The sequence below is a fragment of the Streptomyces sp. NPDC001848 genome (genome assembly GCF_042891915.1).
GTDB lineage: Bacteria > Actinomycetota > Actinomycetes > Streptomycetales > Streptomycetaceae > Streptomyces.
The window spans coordinates 338644-354795 of record NZ_JBIATP010000003.1; the positions used below are offsets into that span (position 1 = coordinate 338644).

General features: G+C 72.2%; 16 protein-coding genes and 1 tRNA gene. 3 read left to right on the forward strand and 14 right to left on the reverse strand.

What is annotated here, in order from left to right; all coding sequences use genetic code 11:
* Positions 1-4: 4 nt before the first annotated feature.
* A complete protein-coding gene (locus tag ACFYZJ_RS07740) occupies positions 5-1321 on the forward strand; it encodes a hypothetical protein (protein WP_388563973.1) in 1317 nt (438 codons plus the stop codon).
* 257 nt (positions 1322-1578) lie between these two features.
* On the opposite strand, the gene ACFYZJ_RS07745 is transcribed toward ACFYZJ_RS07740, so the two are convergent.
* The 12 genes from ACFYZJ_RS07745 to ACFYZJ_RS07800 form a co-directional block, all read right to left on the reverse strand.
* Positions 1579-1652, reverse strand: a tRNA-Pro gene (locus ACFYZJ_RS07745).
* A gap of 92 nt (positions 1653-1744) precedes the next feature.
* A complete protein-coding gene (locus ACFYZJ_RS07750; RefSeq protein ID WP_388563975.1) occupies positions 1745-2116 on the reverse strand; it encodes an MmcQ/YjbR family DNA-binding protein in 372 nt (123 codons plus the stop codon).
* Between the two features lie 42 nt (positions 2117-2158).
* Positions 2159-2689 (reverse strand): GNAT family N-acetyltransferase, encoded by a 531-nt coding sequence (locus ACFYZJ_RS07755; RefSeq protein ID WP_388563976.1) that lies wholly within the window; start codon positions 2687-2689, stop codon positions 2159-2161.
* A complete protein-coding gene (locus ACFYZJ_RS07760; protein ID WP_388563978.1) occupies positions 2686-3258 on the reverse strand; it encodes a helix-turn-helix domain-containing protein in 573 nt (190 codons plus the stop codon). Before ACFYZJ_RS07760 ends, ACFYZJ_RS07755 begins: the two co-directional genes overlap by 4 nt.
* A gap of 101 nt (positions 3259-3359) precedes the next feature.
* Positions 3360-4265, reverse strand: coding sequence for a LysR family transcriptional regulator (locus tag ACFYZJ_RS07765; RefSeq protein ID WP_388563980.1), 906 nt, complete (start codon positions 4263-4265; stop codon positions 3360-3362).
* A 32-nt stretch (positions 4266-4297) separates the two neighbouring features.
* Complete coding sequence (locus ACFYZJ_RS07770) at positions 4298-5497, reverse strand: glycine C-acetyltransferase (RefSeq protein WP_388563982.1); 1200 nt, start codon at positions 5495-5497, stop codon at positions 4298-4300.
* A gap of 35 nt (positions 5498-5532) precedes the next feature.
* Entirely contained in the window at positions 5533-6561 is a 1029-nt protein-coding gene (gene tdh, locus ACFYZJ_RS07775; protein ID WP_388563984.1) for an L-threonine 3-dehydrogenase, read from the reverse strand.
* A 268-nt stretch (positions 6562-6829) separates the two neighbouring features.
* Positions 6830-7399: a GAF domain-containing protein gene (locus ACFYZJ_RS07780; protein ID WP_388563986.1), complete on the reverse strand. Its 570-nt coding sequence runs from the start codon at positions 7397-7399 to the stop codon at positions 6830-6832.
* Positions 7396-7995 (reverse strand): ATP/GTP-binding protein, encoded by a 600-nt coding sequence (locus tag ACFYZJ_RS07785; RefSeq protein WP_388563988.1) that lies wholly within the window; start codon positions 7993-7995, stop codon positions 7396-7398. The genes ACFYZJ_RS07780 and ACFYZJ_RS07785 overlap by 4 nt, the downstream gene beginning before the upstream one ends.
* Complete coding sequence (locus tag ACFYZJ_RS07790; protein ID WP_388563990.1) at positions 7973-8350, reverse strand: DUF742 domain-containing protein; 378 nt, start codon at positions 8348-8350, stop codon at positions 7973-7975. Before ACFYZJ_RS07790 ends, ACFYZJ_RS07785 begins: the two co-directional genes overlap by 23 nt.
* A complete protein-coding gene (locus ACFYZJ_RS07795) occupies positions 8347-8781 on the reverse strand; it encodes a roadblock/LC7 domain-containing protein (RefSeq protein ID WP_388563992.1) in 435 nt (144 codons plus the stop codon). The genes ACFYZJ_RS07790 and ACFYZJ_RS07795 overlap by 4 nt, the downstream gene beginning before the upstream one ends.
* Positions 8782-8837: 56 nt before the next feature.
* The gene (locus ACFYZJ_RS07800; protein ID WP_388563994.1) at positions 8838-10823 is read right to left on the reverse strand and encodes an ATP-binding protein; all 1986 of its coding nucleotides are present in this window, start codon (positions 10821-10823) and stop codon (positions 8838-8840) included.
* Between the two features lie 666 nt (positions 10824-11489).
* On the opposite strand from ACFYZJ_RS07800, the gene ACFYZJ_RS07805 reads away from it, so the two are divergent.
* Together ACFYZJ_RS07805 and ACFYZJ_RS07810 are read left to right on the forward strand one after the other, a co-directional pair.
* Entirely contained in the window at positions 11490-12506 is a 1017-nt protein-coding gene (locus tag ACFYZJ_RS07805; protein WP_388563996.1) for a LacI family DNA-binding transcriptional regulator, read from the forward strand.
* A gap of 511 nt (positions 12507-13017) precedes the next feature.
* Positions 13018-13668 carry a DUF4360 domain-containing protein gene (locus ACFYZJ_RS07810; protein WP_388563998.1) on the forward strand — a complete coding sequence of 217 codons (651 nt, stop codon included), beginning with the start codon at positions 13018-13020 and terminating at the stop codon, positions 13666-13668.
* Positions 13669-13743: 75 nt separating this feature from the next.
* Here ACFYZJ_RS07810 and ACFYZJ_RS07815 read toward each other — a convergent pair whose 3' ends face one another.
* Positions 13744-14811 (reverse strand): DUF4232 domain-containing protein, encoded by a 1068-nt coding sequence (locus ACFYZJ_RS07815; RefSeq protein ID WP_388564000.1) that lies wholly within the window; start codon positions 14809-14811, stop codon positions 13744-13746.
* A 67-nt stretch (positions 14812-14878) separates the two neighbouring features.
* The gene (locus tag ACFYZJ_RS07820) at positions 14879-16072 is read right to left on the reverse strand and encodes a hypothetical protein (protein WP_388564002.1); all 1194 of its coding nucleotides are present in this window, start codon (positions 16070-16072) and stop codon (positions 14879-14881) included.
* Positions 16073-16152: the final 80 nt, after the last annotated feature.

Genomic DNA, 16152 nt, shown 5'->3' on the forward strand with positions numbered 1-16152 from the left:
TGGGGTGCGTACCGCTCCCTCCCCCGCACTGACGGTCGTCGGCCGGTTCCGGCCGCGCGCAGCCGTATGGACGGCCACTGCGGGCATCGTGCTGTTCGGGCTGGTCGGCGCGAGCGCGCCGAACCACAACACGCTCAGGGCGCCGATCACCTGGCTTCGGTTGCCGGCCATGCCCGGCACCGTGTCCTCGGCGGTGACGTACGCGGCCATCGTGCTGTCGTGTCTCGGGACGTTCGGGCTCCTCCATGCGCATGGGCGGGGCTGGAGGCCACGCCCGCGGCTCCTGTTCGGCGCCGGCGCACTCGCCGTGCTGGTCGTCGCCAACCTCACCCCGGTCGGCTCATCCGACATGGCCAGTTACGCGGCGTACGGCCGTATCGCCGCGCTCGGCGCCGATCCGTACGTGACGACACCCGCCGAACTGGGCGGCGTCTACGCCCATCTGGTCAGCGAGGGGTGGCGGTACACCCCGTCCGTGTACGGGCCGGTCGCAACGTGGTGGCAGGCCGCTGCGGCGTTCGTCGGCGGTGATCGGGCATGGCTGACGATATGGGCGCTGATGCTCGCCAACGCAGCCGCGTTCCTGGGCACCGGCTATCTGCTGATCCGCACATCCGACGATCCGGTCCGGGCCGGCCTGCTGTGGATCGCCAACCCGCTCCTGATCGGCGTACTGGTGGCGGGCGGGCATCTGGACACCCTCATCGCGTGCCTGACCGTGTGCACGATCCACTTCGTCCGCAGGGCCACCCGATGGCACCACGACCTGATCGCCGGGGGGCTGGTCGGCCTCGCCTGCGGTGTCAAGATAAGTGCCGCCCTGCTCGGCGTCGGACTGGCCTGGCCGTTGCTGCGTGCAGGCGCCTGGGGCCGGGCCGCCCGGCTGACGTGCGCGGCCATGCTGACACTGGCCGTCCTCTACGGCGTGTACGGCCTGCACGCCCTCGCCCCGCTGTCAGCCGCCTCCCACATGGTCTCCACGCCGTCGTTGTGGGCGGTGTTCGAGAAGGTCAGCGCCTCGCTCGTGGGTTCTCACGCGGCCAGGACCGCCACCGGCGTGCTGTGGCCCCTCGTGATGCTCGCGCTGGCCTGGGCGCTCCACCGCCGCGTGCCGGCGGACGCTCCCGCGGTGGTCGCCGTACCGTTCGTGCTCGCCTTCGCGTGGGTCCTCACAGCGCCATGGACGATGCCTTGGTACACGGCTCTCGCCTGGGCATCGGCGGCCTTGTTCCGCCAGGGGCGCCTCACCCGGTACCTCGTCGCGACCACCGGAGTCCTGGCCCTGTCCCACAACAGCGGCGGTCACGGCTGGACACTGTGAACCGGACGGGGTGGAGCGGACCCGCACACCGCCGTGTGCAGCAGAGGTGTCAGCGGGCCGCGTATCCGCCGTCGACGGGAGGGCGAGGCCGATCACGAAGCCGGCTCCGGGGCTGCATCGTCGCCGGGCATCGCCGTCGTGGCAGCCGAGGCGCACGCAGCACGGGGAACGGTGGAGCGCTCCCGGATCACTCCCTCACGCAGATCAGGGGCCCTCCGAAGAGGGCCCCTGATCTGTGGAAACTTCCGACATCACTGTCGGGACGACAGGATTTGAACCTGCGACCCCTTGACCCCCAGTCAAGTGCGCTACCAAGCTGCGCCACGTCCCGTTGCCCGTCTGACCTGGGGTTTCCCCTGGCCCAACGCGCACAGAAACAATACCGCACTCAGGGCCGTGGTCGCGCATCCCTTTTTGTGCCGTTCACTCCCTGCGCCCCTCCCCCGGCGGGAGACCCAGGGCAGGGTGGTGGTCGAGGAGACGGGGCGGGGCCGCCTGGCGCCAGGAGTCGGCGAGGATGTCGCGCAGCTCGCTGTCGTCCTCCAGGGCGGCGAGGCGCACCCGGATCCAGGCGAACTGCGCCTCGTGGTCGGCGACCCAGAACTTCCCGGGCTCCGCCAGGACCAGTTCGTCCCGCTCCTCCTTGGGGCACCGCACCGCCATGGAGGACTCGTCCTCGGGCAGCGTGGCGAACATCTTCCCCGCGACCCGGAAGGTGGGCATGCTCCAGGCGATCTTCTCCGTGCTGTCCGGCAGGGAGAGGGCGATACGGCGTACGTCTTCGGCGTCCGGCATGTCTCGCACCGTAGCCAACGCCACTGACAATCGGGCGGCCGGTCAGCGGGAGAGCGGTGCCACGTGCTTGTAGAAGATCGTCGTGGGCTGCAGGACGCCGGTCGGCGTCGCCGCGAAGTCCGGTATCGAGCCGGCCCTGATCCAGCCCGTGGACCGGTACAGCGACTCGGCGGGGCTGCCGGTCTCCGTATCCAGGTGGAGCAGGGTGATCCCGGCCTCGGCGGCGGCCCGCTCGGCGGTGGCCAACAGCCTGCGCGCAAGGCCCTTGCCGCGGGCCTCGCGATGCACCATGAGCTTGACCAGCTCGGCCCGGTGGCGACTGTTCGGCTTGTCCGGGAAGGCGAGGCCGACCGTGCCCGTCACCCGGTCCTCCGCCCGGGCCACCCAGACCGCGAGGCCGCCCGCGTCGACCGTGTAGGCCCGCGCCTTCCACCAGGCCAGGGCCGCTGCCCGGTCCAGCGGTGCGAGGAAGCCGATGGACGCCCCGCTGTGCACGGTGTCGGTCAGCAGATCGGCCAGGTCCCCGGAACACGCCAGCACCTCGGCCCCGCCGAGTCTGTCGATCACGGTCACGGCAGCACCACCACCAGCGCGTACCGCACGTCCTTCGGCCCGGGGCAGCGGAACCGGGTCGGGCCCCAGACCCGCATCCGCAGGCAGTCGCCGGCGGTGAGGCGGTGTTCCACGTCCTGCGCCGTCACCTGCAGTGTTCCGTCGAGGACCCAGATGTGCTGCTCGAGGCCGGGCACGGGTGGCCGGTCGTACGCGATGTCGGCACCCGCCGAGAGCCGGCCCTCGACGAGTTCGCCGCGCAGTCCGGGGTGCGGAGGGGACACCGACCGCCGCACGAAGCCGGATGCCGGGTCCTGCCACATGGGCTGGTCGGCGGCGCGCATCACCTGCGCGGGCTCCGCCTCCACCTGGCTGAGCAGCCGGGACATCGTGGTGCCGTAGACGGCGCACAGCCGGTTGAGCAGCGCGGCGGTGGGGCTGATCTCGGCGCGCTCGGCGCGGGACAGGGTCGAGCGGCTGATCCCGCTGCGCTCGGACAGCTCGTCCAGCGACCAGCCGTGTTCGGCCCGTAGCTCGGCGAGCCGGACCGCGAGCCGGGCGTCGACGGAGTCGATGAGATTGTTTCCCATATTCGAGAGCTTATCCCACATCTGGGAAGCGGTGAGCGAGGTGGACATCGGTGGTCGCGGGGACTCAGGGATGTTCCGGGTCTGCGGAGACGAGCGGCCCGTCAGTTCGCCGTCGCGGCCTCCGTCAGCGCGTCCAGCACCGGGCGGATCAGGGGATGCTCCTCCGCGCCCCGGCGCACGGCCGCGAAGACCCGGCGCGTGGGTGCGACACCGTCGACCGGACGGACCACCACGCCGGTGAGCTCCATGCCGCGCAGGGCCGAGCGGGGCACCAGTGCCACCCCCGCGTCCGCCGAGGCGAGGGCGACGACCGCCCGGAAGTCGTCCGAGGAGTGCTCGAGACGGGGCTGGAACCCGGCGTGCTCGCAGGCCAGGACCACCACGTCATGGCAGGGATTGCCGGGGTAGGGGCCGATCCACGGGTCCTTGGCCAGTTCGGCGAGCGGGACCTCGGGAGCGTCGGCGAGACGGTGGGTGACCGGTACGACGGCGTCGAAGGGCTCGGCGTACAGCGGGATGTGGGTGAGCCGGGGGTCGTCGGCGTCGGGCGCGCCCCGGTACTCGACGGCGACCGCCACGTCGACCTGCCGGTCGAGCACCATGGGCAGGCTCTCGTCGCCCTCCGCGTCCTGGACGCGGACCCGGATGCCGGGCGCGCTGCCGGCGAGCCGGGCCAGCGCGGGGGCGACGACCAGACCGATCCCGGTGGCGAAGGAGGCGACCGTCACCGTGCCCGCCGAGCCCGCGCTGTAGGCCGCCAGCTCGGCCTCGGCGCGCTCCAGCTGGGCCAGTACGGCATGGGTGTGACTGAGCAGGATCTCGCCGGCCGGCGTCAGCCGTACGCCCTTGGCACCGCGCTCGACGAGCCGGTGGCCGGTCTCCTGTTCCAGCGCGGTGAGCTGCTGGGACACCGCGGAGGGGGTGAGGTAGAGCGCGGCGGCAGCGGCCGTCACCGTGCGGTGGTCAGCCACCGCACGGAGGATGTGCAGCCGCCGCGCTTCGATCATGCGAACGATTATCGCAGGAGGTCCGGGTCGTCTCAGGCGTCCAGTTCCGCCCGCGCCGCCACGAACGCGTCGACCGCCCGGTGGACATCGTCCGTGGAGTGCGCCGCGGACAGCTGCACCCGGATCCGGGCCTGGCCCTGCGGGACCACCGGGTACGAGAAGCCGATGACGTACACGCCGCGCTCCAGGAGCAGCTCGGCCATGCGTCCGGCCCTGGCGGCGTCACCGATCATGACCGGGGCGATCGGGTGGTCGCCGGGCAGGATGTCGAAGCCCTCCTCGGTCATCCGGCGGCGGAAGAGGGCAGTGTTCTCGTTCAGCCTCTCGCGCAGGTCGCCCGCCGACTCCAGCAGGTCGAGCACCTTGAGGGAGGCAGCGGCGATCACCGGGGCGAGGGTGTTGGAGAAGAGGTACGGCCGGGAGCGCTGACGGAGCAGAGCGACGATCTCGGCGCGGGCGGCGACGTAACCCCCGGAGGCGCCGCCGAGCGCCTTGCCGAGGGTGCCGGTGACGATGTCGACGCGGTCCAACACGCCGTGCAGCTCGGGGGTGCCGCGACCGCCGGGGCCGACGAAGCCGACGGCATGCGAGTCGTCGACCATCACCATGGCGTCGTACCGGTCGGCGAGGTCGCAGATCTCGCGCAGCGGGGCCACATAGCCGTCCATGGAGAACACGCCGTCGGTGACGATCAGCTTGCGCCGCGCCCCGCCCTCGCCGGCCTCCTTCAACTGCCGCTCCAGGTCGGCGAGATCGCGGTTGGCGTAGCGGAAGCGGCGCGCCTTGGACAGGCGGATGCCGTCGATGATCGAGGCGTGGTTGAGGGCGTCGGAGATGACCGCGTCCTGCTCGCCGAGCAGGGTCTCGAAGACACCGCCGTTTGCGTCGAAGCAGGAGGAGTAGAGGATGGTGTCCTCCTGGCCGAGGAAGGCCGAGAGGCGTGCCTCCAGTTCCTTGTGCACCTCCTGCGTCCCGCAGATGAAGCGCACCGACGCCATGCCGTAGCCCCAGCGGTCCAGCGCCGCGTGGGCGGCGGCGATCACCTCGGGGTGGTCGGCGAGGCCGAGGTAGTTGTTGGCGCAGAAGTTGAGCACCTCGCCGGGCCGGCCGCCCGCGGTGACGTTGACGGTCGCGGACTGCGGGGTGCCGATCACGCGCTCGGGCTTGTGCAGCCCGGCGGCGCGGATCTCGTCGAGAGTGGTGCGCAGGTCGTCGCGCACGGAGTCGAACATGGAAGGCTCCTGAAAGTGCTCGGGCCGGGAGGGGGTTACGCGGTCCAGTCGAGGATGACCTTGCCGCCCTTGCCGCTCGCCGCGTCGGCGAACGCGGCCTCGTGGTCGCGGTAGTCGTACCGGCCGGTGATCACGGGCGCCAGGTCGAGGCCGCCCTCCAGCAGGACGGACATCGCGTACCACGTCTCGAACATCTCGCGGCCGTAGATGCCCTTGATGGTGATCATCGAGGTGACGATGCGCGCCCAGTCGACGGGGAACTCCTGCGACGGCAGACCGAGCATCGCGATACGACCGCCGTGCGTCATGTTGGCGATCATGTCGCGCAGGGCCTCGGGGCGGCCGGACATCTCCAGGCCGATGTCGAAGCCCTCGCGCAGACCGAGTTCGCGCTGTCCGTCGGCGACGGTCGCCCGGGAGACGTTCAGGGCGAGGCTCACGCCGATCTTGCGGGCGAGGTCGAGGCGCTCCTCGCTGACGTCGGTGATGACGACGTTGCGGGCGCCCGCGTGCCGGGCCACGGCGGCGGCCATCAGACCGATCGGGCCGGCACCGGTGATCAGGACGTCCTCGCCGACCAGCGGGAAGGACAGCGCGGTGTGCACGGCGTTGCCGAACGGGTCGAAGATCGCGGCGACATCGAGATCCACGGGGACGCGGTGCACCCACACGTTCGTGGCGGGCAGCACCACGTACTCGGCGAACGCGCCGTCCCGTCCGACACCGAGCCCGACGGTCGCCCGGCACAGATGGCGGCGCCCGGCCAGGCAGTTGCGGCACTTCCCGCACACCAGGTGGCCCTCGCCGCTGACCCGGTCGCCGGCCTTGATGTCCGTGACGTCCCGTCCGATGGCGACGACCTCGCCCACGAACTCGTGCCCGACGACCAGGGGCGTGCGGATCGCCTGCCGCGCCCAGCCGTCCCAGGCGCGGATGTGCAGGTCGGTTCCGCAGATGCCGGTTCGCAGCACCTTGATCAGTACGTCACCGGGCCCGACGGCGGGCTCCGGAACGTCCGTGAGCCAGAGCCCTGGTTCCGCCTTGTCCTTGACCAGCGCCTTCAACGCTACGGCTCCTGGGGTGAGGCCGGCGCGGGGCACGCCGAAGGGGCCCGCGCCGGGGGAAGGATGTGAAGTCGCTCAGAAATCTGCCGCATCGGGGATCACCGGTCCATCGAGGATTTCTTAAGCGCGACCGCAGCTTTCCTTCACGCCCCACGCTGCGCACCGCTGTGCTCCACGCCCCACGCTGCGCACCGCTGTGCTCCACGCCCCACGCTGCCGCACCGCTGTGCTCCACGCCCCACGCTGTGGCACCGTCCGCGTTCTGCCGTCAGGCGGGCTCGGTGTCACCGGTCCCCCTGGCGGCAATCCGCTCGGTCAGCTCCGCCGCCAGCGACTTGATGGTGTCCAGGCCCGCGCGGCCCCAGGGACGCGGTCGCACGTCGAGGGCGCAGACCGTGCCGAGGGCGATGCCGGTGGGGTCCATGAGGGGGGCGCCGAGGTAGGAGCGGACGCCGAGTTCGTCGACGAGCGGATTGCCGGCGAAGCGGGGGTAGTCACGGACGTCCTCCAGGACCAGGGCCTTGCGCCGGACGACCACATGCGGGCAGAAGCCGTACTCGCGGCCCAGATGCCGCCCCGCTGGGCCGGCGGCGCCGTCCGGGTCCGCCGGTGCGGTCAGGGGGCGGTCGTCGGGCTGGTGGAGTCCGGCGAAGCACTGCCGGTGTTCATGAACGAAGGTGACCATCGCGTACGGCACTGCGGCGAGCCCGGCGAGGCGGTCCGCGAAGGCGTCGAACTCCGGTTCGGCGCACTCCCCGAGGCCCATCCGGCGCAGACTGCGCATCCGCTCGGGGGCGTCCCCGTCCTGAGGGGTCAGCAGCAGACGGCTCAGCCTCATGCGCCGGCTCCGCGGCTCGTGGCGGGTGCCGGCGTGTGCGCGAGCAGGTGCCGGACCAGTGTGAGCAGGGTCTGCACCCCGGAACTGGAGAGCCGGGCGTCGCAGCGCACGACGGGAATCCCGGGGTGGAGGTCGAGGGCGGCGCGCACTTCGTCCGGGTCGTAGCGGTGGGCGCCCTCGAACTCGTTGACGGCGAGGACGAACCCGAGGCCGCGGCGCTCGAAGAAGTCCACGGCGGCGAAGCAGTCCTCCAGGCGGCGGGTGTCGGCGAGGACCACCGCGCCGAGCGCGCCCTCCGACAGTTCGTCCCACATGAACCAGAAGCGTTCCTGTCCGGGCGTCCCGAACAGGTACAGCACGTGCTTGGGGTCCAGGGTGATACGGCCGAAGTCCATCGCCACCGTCGTCTCGACCTTGCCCTCGACGCCGTCGAGGCGGTCGGTCACGGCGCCCACCGTGGTGAGCAGTTCCTCCGTGCTCAGCGGCGCAATCTCGCTCACCGCGCCCACGAAGGTCGTCTTGCCGACGCCGAACCCTCCCGCCACCAGGATCTTCAGGGCGGTGGGGAAGGGATCAGAGCTGTCGTCGTAGTCCATCGAGCACTGCCTCCAGAAGGGACCGGTCGGTGGGGTTGTGGTGGTGTGCGGGGGGCCTGGTGGTGAGCGCCCCGCAGTCGACGAGGTCGGACAGCAGCACCTTGGTGACCGCCGCCGGCAGCCTCAGATGGGCGGCGACCTCGGCGACCGGGACGGGCGAACGGCACAGGCCGAGCGCCTGGGCGTGCTCGGGGCCGAGGGCGCCGCGGGGGGTGGAGCCGGTGGCCATCACCTGTGACATGAGGTCGAGCGCGGCGGTCGGGCGGGTGCGGCCGTTGCTGATCGTGTAGGGGCGCACCAGCCGCCCGGCCGCGTCGTCGAGCCAGGGGCCGTCACCGGCCGCGGTGACGTTCAAGGCCGCATCGCCGTGGGCTGGTCGGCGCTTCGGCGGAACGCGGTCGTCAGATACGGTCGCACGCTCTTGACGAGCATCGCCATCTCGTAGCCGAGGACCGCCGCGTCGGCCTCGCGACCGGCCAGCACGGCGAGACAGGTGCCGGAGCCGGCGGTGGTGACGAACAGCAGGGTGGAGTCGAGTTCGACGACGACCTGCCGTACGTCGCCGCCGTCCCCGAAGCGGACGCCCGCGCTTCGGCCGAGCGCGTAGAGGCCGGAGGCCAGGGCGGCCATATGGTCGGCGCTGTCCGCGTCGAGGCCGTGCACGGCCTTCACGAGCCCGTCGCAGGAGAGGAGGACCGCGCTCGTGGTGTGCGGTACGCGCTGGACGAGGCCGCTCATCAGCCAGTCGAGGTCATGAGCCTGGGCGGTCGGCGCTTCGCTCGCCATGGTGGATGGACTCCTTGGGGTACGCGGGTCTGCGGGAGCGGGTGGGGTCGGGGCGGTCATCCGGCCGGAGCGCCCCCGTCATGACGGTCTGTCAGGTCAGGCTCCGACGCGTTTGACTCACGGAGGGCCTCCGCGAGGCCGATGCCCCGCCGGAACGCGGCCATCAGGCCCGGGTCGTGGCCGGAGAACCGGTCGGCGTCCTGGAGGACCGGCGGGGTGGGTCCGCCGCGGAGCTGGGGCGCGAGGTGCTCCTGGGCACGGCGGCGGGGCAGCGTGGGTCTGCCCGAGCCGGCGCTCGCAGCGTCGACGCGCGGTGTCGGCGGCCTGGTCGCGTTCTCCGCGAGAGTCGCCCGGTCGGTGGGGCGGATGCCGGGCCGGGCCTCGGCGGGTGTGGGCCGTGGTGTGTCGGTGTCGCGCACGGGCAACGGGGTCAGTACGCGCTCGGTCGGGATGCCGTCGGGTGCCGGCCGACGGGGTTCATGAGGTACGGGGTGTTCGGACGCCGGGGCGGAGGGGTGGGTGGGACGGGTGTGGGGCGGGGGCACGACGGCCGCGGGGTGCGGGTCGGCCGGGGTGGTGGCGGGCCACGGGTCCGCCGGGGTGGTGGCGGGCCACGGGTCCGCCGGGGTGGTGGCGGGCCACGGGTCCGCCGGGGTGGTGGCGGGCCACGGGTCCGCCGCGGCGACGGTGGACCACGGGCCCGGAGCAACGGCCGTGTCCGGCAGGCTCGTTGCGGTCGTCGGCCGCGAGCCGGCCGCGCCCGCGGTACTCCGGCCGCCCGTTGGAACCGCAGTGCCCTGCGGTGCCACCGGCGTCATCGTCGCGGCCGTGCCCGGTGCCGGGCCGAGCAGCCCTTGCGGCAGGACGAGCACCGCCTGCACACCGCCGTAGATGTTGGTCTGCAACCGGACGTGGATGCCGTGCCGGCGGGCGAGTTGGGAGACCACGAACAGGCCGATGCGGCCGTCCGCCAGCAGTCCGGCGAGGCTGAACTGATCCGGGTCGGCGAGCAGGGCGTTCATCTTGTTCTGCTCGGCCTGGGGCATGCCGAGCCCGCGGTCCTCGACCTCCACGGCGAGCCCCGAGGTGACGAGGCCGGCACGCAGCAGCACCTGGGTGTGCGGCGCGGAGAACACCGTCGCGTTCTCGACGAGTTCGGCCAGCAGGTGGATCACGTCCGCCACGGCGTGTCCGCGCAGGCTGCCGTCGACCGGCGGTACGAGCCTGACCCGCGTGTACTGCTCGACCTCGGCGGTCGCGGAGCGCAGCACCTCGGTCATGGGAACCGGGTTGCTCCACTGCCGGCGGGAGACGGCGCCGCCGAGCACGGCCAGGTTCTCGGCGTGGCGCCGGATGCGGGTGGCGAGGTGGTCGATGTGGAAGAGGCCCTTGAGCAGATCGGGGTCCTCGATGTCGTTCTCCAGCTCGTCCAGGATGGAGATCTCCCGGTGCACGAGCGACTGCAGACGCCGGGCGAGGTTGAGGAACACCTCCAGCTTCTGCTCGCTGTCCGCCCGACTGGAGAGCTGTGCCGCCTGGACGACCGCGGCGACGGCGCCGTCGTGGGCGCGGGCCAGCTCCGCGGCGAGCTGTTCGAACTCGTCGGCGTCGGCGGCGGGTGTGCCGCGTGGGGCCCGCACGGACGGTGTCTCGCCGCGGCGCAGTGCCTCGACGAGGGCGCGCAGGTCGGCCGCGTCACGGGAGGTGTCGCGGCGCAACGCGTCGAGCCGGCCGTCCACGGACCGGGCGGCTCGCTCGGCGGCCACGGCGGCGATCACGACGCCCACCGCGGTGACGGCGAGGGAGCCCGCGAGCACGGCCCAGAGCGCGAGGGTGGGGCGTGCGCCGGTGATGCGGATCGTGTAGAGCACGGCGGCGCAGGCGGCGAGGGCCACCGCGAGGGGCGGCAGGACGGCCAGACGCCGCAGTTGGGGCCGCATCCGGATCTCGGGGTACGGGAGGACCGCGCGAGCGGGCGGCCGCCCGCGCCGCCCGCCCGCGCGGCGGTCTTCGCGTGCGGCGGGTGCGCGAAGGTGAGACATCGGCGTCCTCGTACTGGGTGCGTCGGGGGCGTAGGGGCTCCCGCGGGTCTGCGCGACTCGGGCACGCGCCATCGCGGCGCCGGTCGACAGAGCCGAAGTTCCGGCCCTGCGTCGCCCGACGGACACTCAGAGTAGTCACCCTTGGGGCAGGTGGGGTGGGCTGTTGACAAAGTCCCCCCGAGAGCTTCCCGCTCTGGTATGACCTGTCGCACGACAGACCGATAACCATGCTGATCATGCGATCAAGCTCGCCATAGAAGAGATCGGAGCTGGTCAGAAGCGGTCACAGACAAAAGGTGAGTCGCTGAGGCGCGTCCCGCGCCTCGACCCTGGACCCGCTCGAACGCTGATCCGAAAGTCAGCCCGCGCCGAGGCCTTCCGCTCCCTGGAACCAGGGACCGTTCCCCGGGATCGTCACCCGCAGTGTCGGCGGCCGCGGCACCGACCGACCGGCCGCGGGACGGCGCCGGTCAAGCCGGGCGAGTACTCGACGTCCGAGGCCGTGCCGATGATGACGGGTGCGCTTCAGCCCGCCGCCGAAGGCACAGGTACTGTCGTTGCCGACGAGCAGGCCGCCGGGGCGGCCGGTCTCTCGGAGAACTGACAGCACCACGGGTGGCGCGGAGGAGGACGACTCACGCCACCCTCATGCGAGGGGACACGACCATGGCTGTGACACGCCGGCCCACGCTCAGCGACGTGGCGGAGCAGGTCGGCGTCAGCGCGAAGACGGTGTCACGGGTGCTCAACGGTGACGGGCCGGTCGCCGCCGAGACCCGTGAGCGGGTGATGGAGGCCGTGCAACGGCTGGGCTTCCGGCCCAACCTCATGGCCCGGCACATCCGTCTCGGCGGCAGCGACACCGCCATCGGGCTGATCGTGCCGGACATGAGCAACCCGTTCTTCGCCACCGTGGTGAGCGGGATCGAGTCGGTGACGCACGGCCGGGGCCTCACCCTCCTCGTCGGCTCCTCGGCGCAGGACGCCGAACGCGAACGCTCCCTGGTCGGGACGTTCCTGGCCCGCCGGGTCAGCGCCCTGCTCATGGCGCCGATCGTGCAGGCGGACCACGGCTATCTCAAGGCCGAGCGCTCCGCGGGACTGCCGGTGGTCTTCCTCGACCGTCCGGGCACCGGCCTGGCCGCGGACAGCGTACTGAGCTCCAACCGGCAGGGAGCGCGCGAGGGCACCGCGCACCTGATCGCGCACGGCCACCGCAGGATCGGCTTCATCGGCAACACACCCACCCATCTCTACACCCGCCGCATGCGCCTGCGGGGCTACCGGGACGCCCTCGCGGAAGCCGGACTGTCGTACGACCGGGCGCTGGTGGCCGGCGGCCACGACATGCGGTCGGCGGTTGCCGACACCGAGCGCCTGCTGAACCTGGCCGACCCGCCGACGGCGCTGTTCGCGGCGAACAACTTCGCGTCGATGGGAGCCGTGCTGGGCCTCGCCCGGGCCGGTCGCAGGGATGTCGCGCTGGTCGGCTTCGACGACATACCGCTCGCCGAGGTCCTGGAACCCGCCCTCACCGTGGTCGCCCAGGACCCGGCGGCCATGGGCGCGACCGCCGCGACCATCGCCCTGGCCCGCCTGGACGGCGACCGCTCCCGGGCCCGCACCACGGAGATACCCACCCGGCTCATCCCCCGGGGCTCGGGGGAACTGCGTCCCCACTGATCGCGACGCCTTCGCCGTCGGCCATGCCTGCGAGGCCGCGGTTGCCCGGGGGCCGAACGGTCAGGGATCCGCATGGCTAAGGGACCGAGTGGGCGGGGACCGGATAGCCAAGGATCGACTGGCCGGGGCCCGAATCGCCGGGGCCCGAATCGCCGGGGCCTGAATGGCCGGGACCGGATGCCAGGGCCCGAATCGCCGGGGCCCGAATCGCCGAGGCCTGAATGGCCGGGACCGGATGCCAGGGCCCGAATCGCCGAGGCCTGAATGGCCGGGACCGGATGCCAGGGCCCGAATCGCCGGGGCCTGAAGGCCGGGCCCGAATGCCGGGGCCTGAATGGCCGGGGATCGACCTGGCCTCCCCATGGGCGACTGCGTACGATGCGAGCGCTCCCGGTCTTCACAGCTCGCTCATGGTTTCTCCACTGCTTTCTCCACAGACCGGGAGCAGGCGCGCTGGTTGACGTGCTCATGACCACCGCGCATGGTCACCCCCACCGAACGAAGGAGAACCATGGCCGGCGGACTGCTCCTGAGCGGCGCGATCGCCGCTCTTCTCGCCACCGCGATTCCGGCGCAGCACGGCTCCCCCGTCTTCACCGACCCTCCCCCGGACAAGATCGTCATCGACGTCGCCACGGTCAACGGCTCCGGCTGTCCCCAGGGCACCACCGCCGTGGCCGTCTCGGAGGACAACACCGCCTTCACGGTGACCTACAGCGACTACCTGGCCCAGGCCGGCGGGAACTCCGACCCCACCGCCTTCCGCAGGAACTGCCAGCTCAACCTGGTCGTGCACGTTCCCCAGGGCTTCACCTACGCCATCGCCAGCGCCGACTACCGCGGCTTCGCCTCGCTCCAGCAGGGCGCGAGCGGCACCCAGCGGGCCTCGTACTACTTCCAGGGCTCCTCGAACACGGCGTACCGCAGCCACCCCTTCAACGGCCCCTACAACGACAACTGGCAGGCGACCGACAAAACCGACTGGGCCCAGCTCGTCTGGGCGCCCTGCGGAGTCCAGCGCAACTTCAACATCAACACCGAACTTCGGGTCGCCGCGGGCACGTCCGCGCCCGGCAAGGTCAGCTTCATGACCATGGACTCGACCGACGGGGACATCAGCACCGTGTATCACCTGGCGTGGAAGGAGTGTTCGAACTCCTGAGGGAGAGCCGGTGGGCGGGTGAGCGCGGCGTCGCCCGCCCGCCGGCGTGGCCGCGGCGCCGATGCCAGGACGGTGTCACGGCACGGACGGTGCAGTGGACGGCCGTGCGCCGATGGGGCCCGATGCCGTGTCCTTCGTCCACGGTCCGACACCGAGCATCCCGGTGGTGCCGAGATCGAGCTCCGGGATCACCATCACCGGGCGTGCGCCGAGCCTGGCCCACACACGAACGTACGGTGCGTTCACCGGAGTTCCGGCTTGGGTGGTGTTCCGCCACACGAGTTCCGCGTGGGCGCGCTCCCCCGGCTTCAGGGTCACCGGCTGGGGCGTACCCTCGGTTCCGGCGCCGGAGGCGATCTCGTCGCCGTGGACGATCCTCACGCCGTCGACGCGACCGTGGCCCTCGTCCTGGATCTGAAGCTGCGGACGGCCGTCGAGACGATAGGGGTCGGCGCCGCAGTTCTCCAGGTGCAGGCCCACGACGCGCAGGCCCATGGCGGCGTCACCGTCGTCGGCGTACAGACGCAGCCCCGAGGCCGGGCAGGGTCCGGACGCGGAGGGCGCTTCGTCGACCGGGACGCTGCGCACCTTGGCAACCTCGACGCGGGCCCCGTTCTTCATGTCTCCGGGAAGGTGTCCCAGGGGGACGGCGCCCTTGAAGGTCTGGCCGGGCCGCACGGACGGCACGGTCTTCTCGGTGGTGTCGATCGCGCCACCGGAGCCGGACGGGAACCCGAACGTGATCGTGTACATCATCGGCGCCGTGCCGCGGTTGGTGACCTCGAACTCCGCGGACAGCGAGGAAACGTCACAGCCTCCGCGGTGGTCACGGGCCCAGGCGGGCAGGCCGGTGATCCGCACACCGTCCTTGGCCACGCCCTCACCGCCGGGCAGGGGCAGCGGCGTACCCGTGGGACGACCGGTGCCGCCGGGGGCCGGAGCGCCAGAGGGTTCGGCGCCGTACCGGGGACGGTCGGACGGGCATAACGGTTCGGCGCTGATCCGTCCCGGACCGTCGGTGACGTCGGTCCGGGTCGTTCCGTCGCCGCGCGAGTCGGCCTTCTCCGCGCCGCAACCCGTCAGGATGAGGGCGGCCGCTGCGGCGAGGGTGGTCACGGCGACATCGGTGGTGGTTCTGCGCATCCGTCCAGCCCATCAGCGCCACTGCGATCAGGCTGTGGCGGAAGCCACTCCTCCAGTCACAGACGCGTCACAGGAGGCGTCGGTCGAGGTGGCGTTCGAAGACGTCCGAGACGCCGTTGGTGTCGCCGGGTACCAAGTCGGCGGCTGCCGAGGTGAACAGGACCGCGCGGCCGTGCCGGGTGACGGCACCGGGGACGGCGGTCGCCGAGGCGGCGGACGGCGCGACCGTCTCGCGCCGTCCGGTGCGCACGTCGACGAGCACCAGGTCGCCCTGTTCCTCCGGTGGCAGGGCGCCGTGCTCCTTCACCACCACGAACCGGCAGCCGCCGTCGACCGCCTGGGCCACGTCTCCTGGGGCGCCGACCCGCTCGATCCGGCCGGTGCGCAGATCGGCCACGTAGGCCTGCTCGTCGTGCGGCGCGGGGCCGCCCGGCAGCAGGTTGGTCGCCCACGAGTCGAACAGTACCCGGCGGCCATCGGCGGAGAACCCCACGACGAAGGACACGTCGTCGGCCGGCGTCCCGTCGGGCGCGACGTCGATCCGGCGGACGGTGCCGGTGACCCGGTCCTTGACCTGTACGGCCGTCCGGTCGCCGTTGTGCACACCATAGGCCACCCGCCTGCCGTCGGCGCTGAGCCGTGCACCGACGACATTGCCCTCCGGCACCGGAGTGATCAGGTCGTCGGTGCCGGTGGCCAGGTCCCGCACATACAGGTAGGGCGAGCTGCTGCTTCCGTTCCGGTTGCCGACGGTGTACGCCACGTGGTCGCCGTCGGCGCTGATCGCGGCGACGTGCCCCAGTTCGTAGCTCATGCCGGACGGTGGGTCGGCGGGCCACAACGGCTGCGTCACGCCGGTCGCGCGGTCGTGGACGTACGGCTTCATGAAGCGGTTGCCGGTGTCGAAGGCGACCCTGCGGCCGTCCGCGCTGATGATCGCACCGCCCGCGTAGACGCCGGTCCCGGGCAGCTTCGTCAGGGCCCCGGTGCGCAGGTCCTTGACGTAGAGGCAGGTGGAGAAGGTCGCCGGGCACCCCTCGCCGGGGCCGAGTGTCCCGAAAGCCGCGTACCGGCCGTCCGCGCTCACGTTCCCGTCCCGCGACGCCATGGCCAGCTGGGCACCGTCCGCGCCGGTGCTGATCCGGTCGACACCGCCGGTGCGGGTGCCGGCGCGCGCGGCCTCGGCCGGTGCGGCGTGCGCCGGGACGGCGGCCAGGGTGAGGGCGGCGGCCAGGCCCGCGCCCCACAGCATGCGTCTCATCGGCTCTCCCCCTCCCCCCGGGCCCGCCCCGAGGGCTCACCGGGATGCAACTGCACCGCACACCACGGGTCAATCCGCTT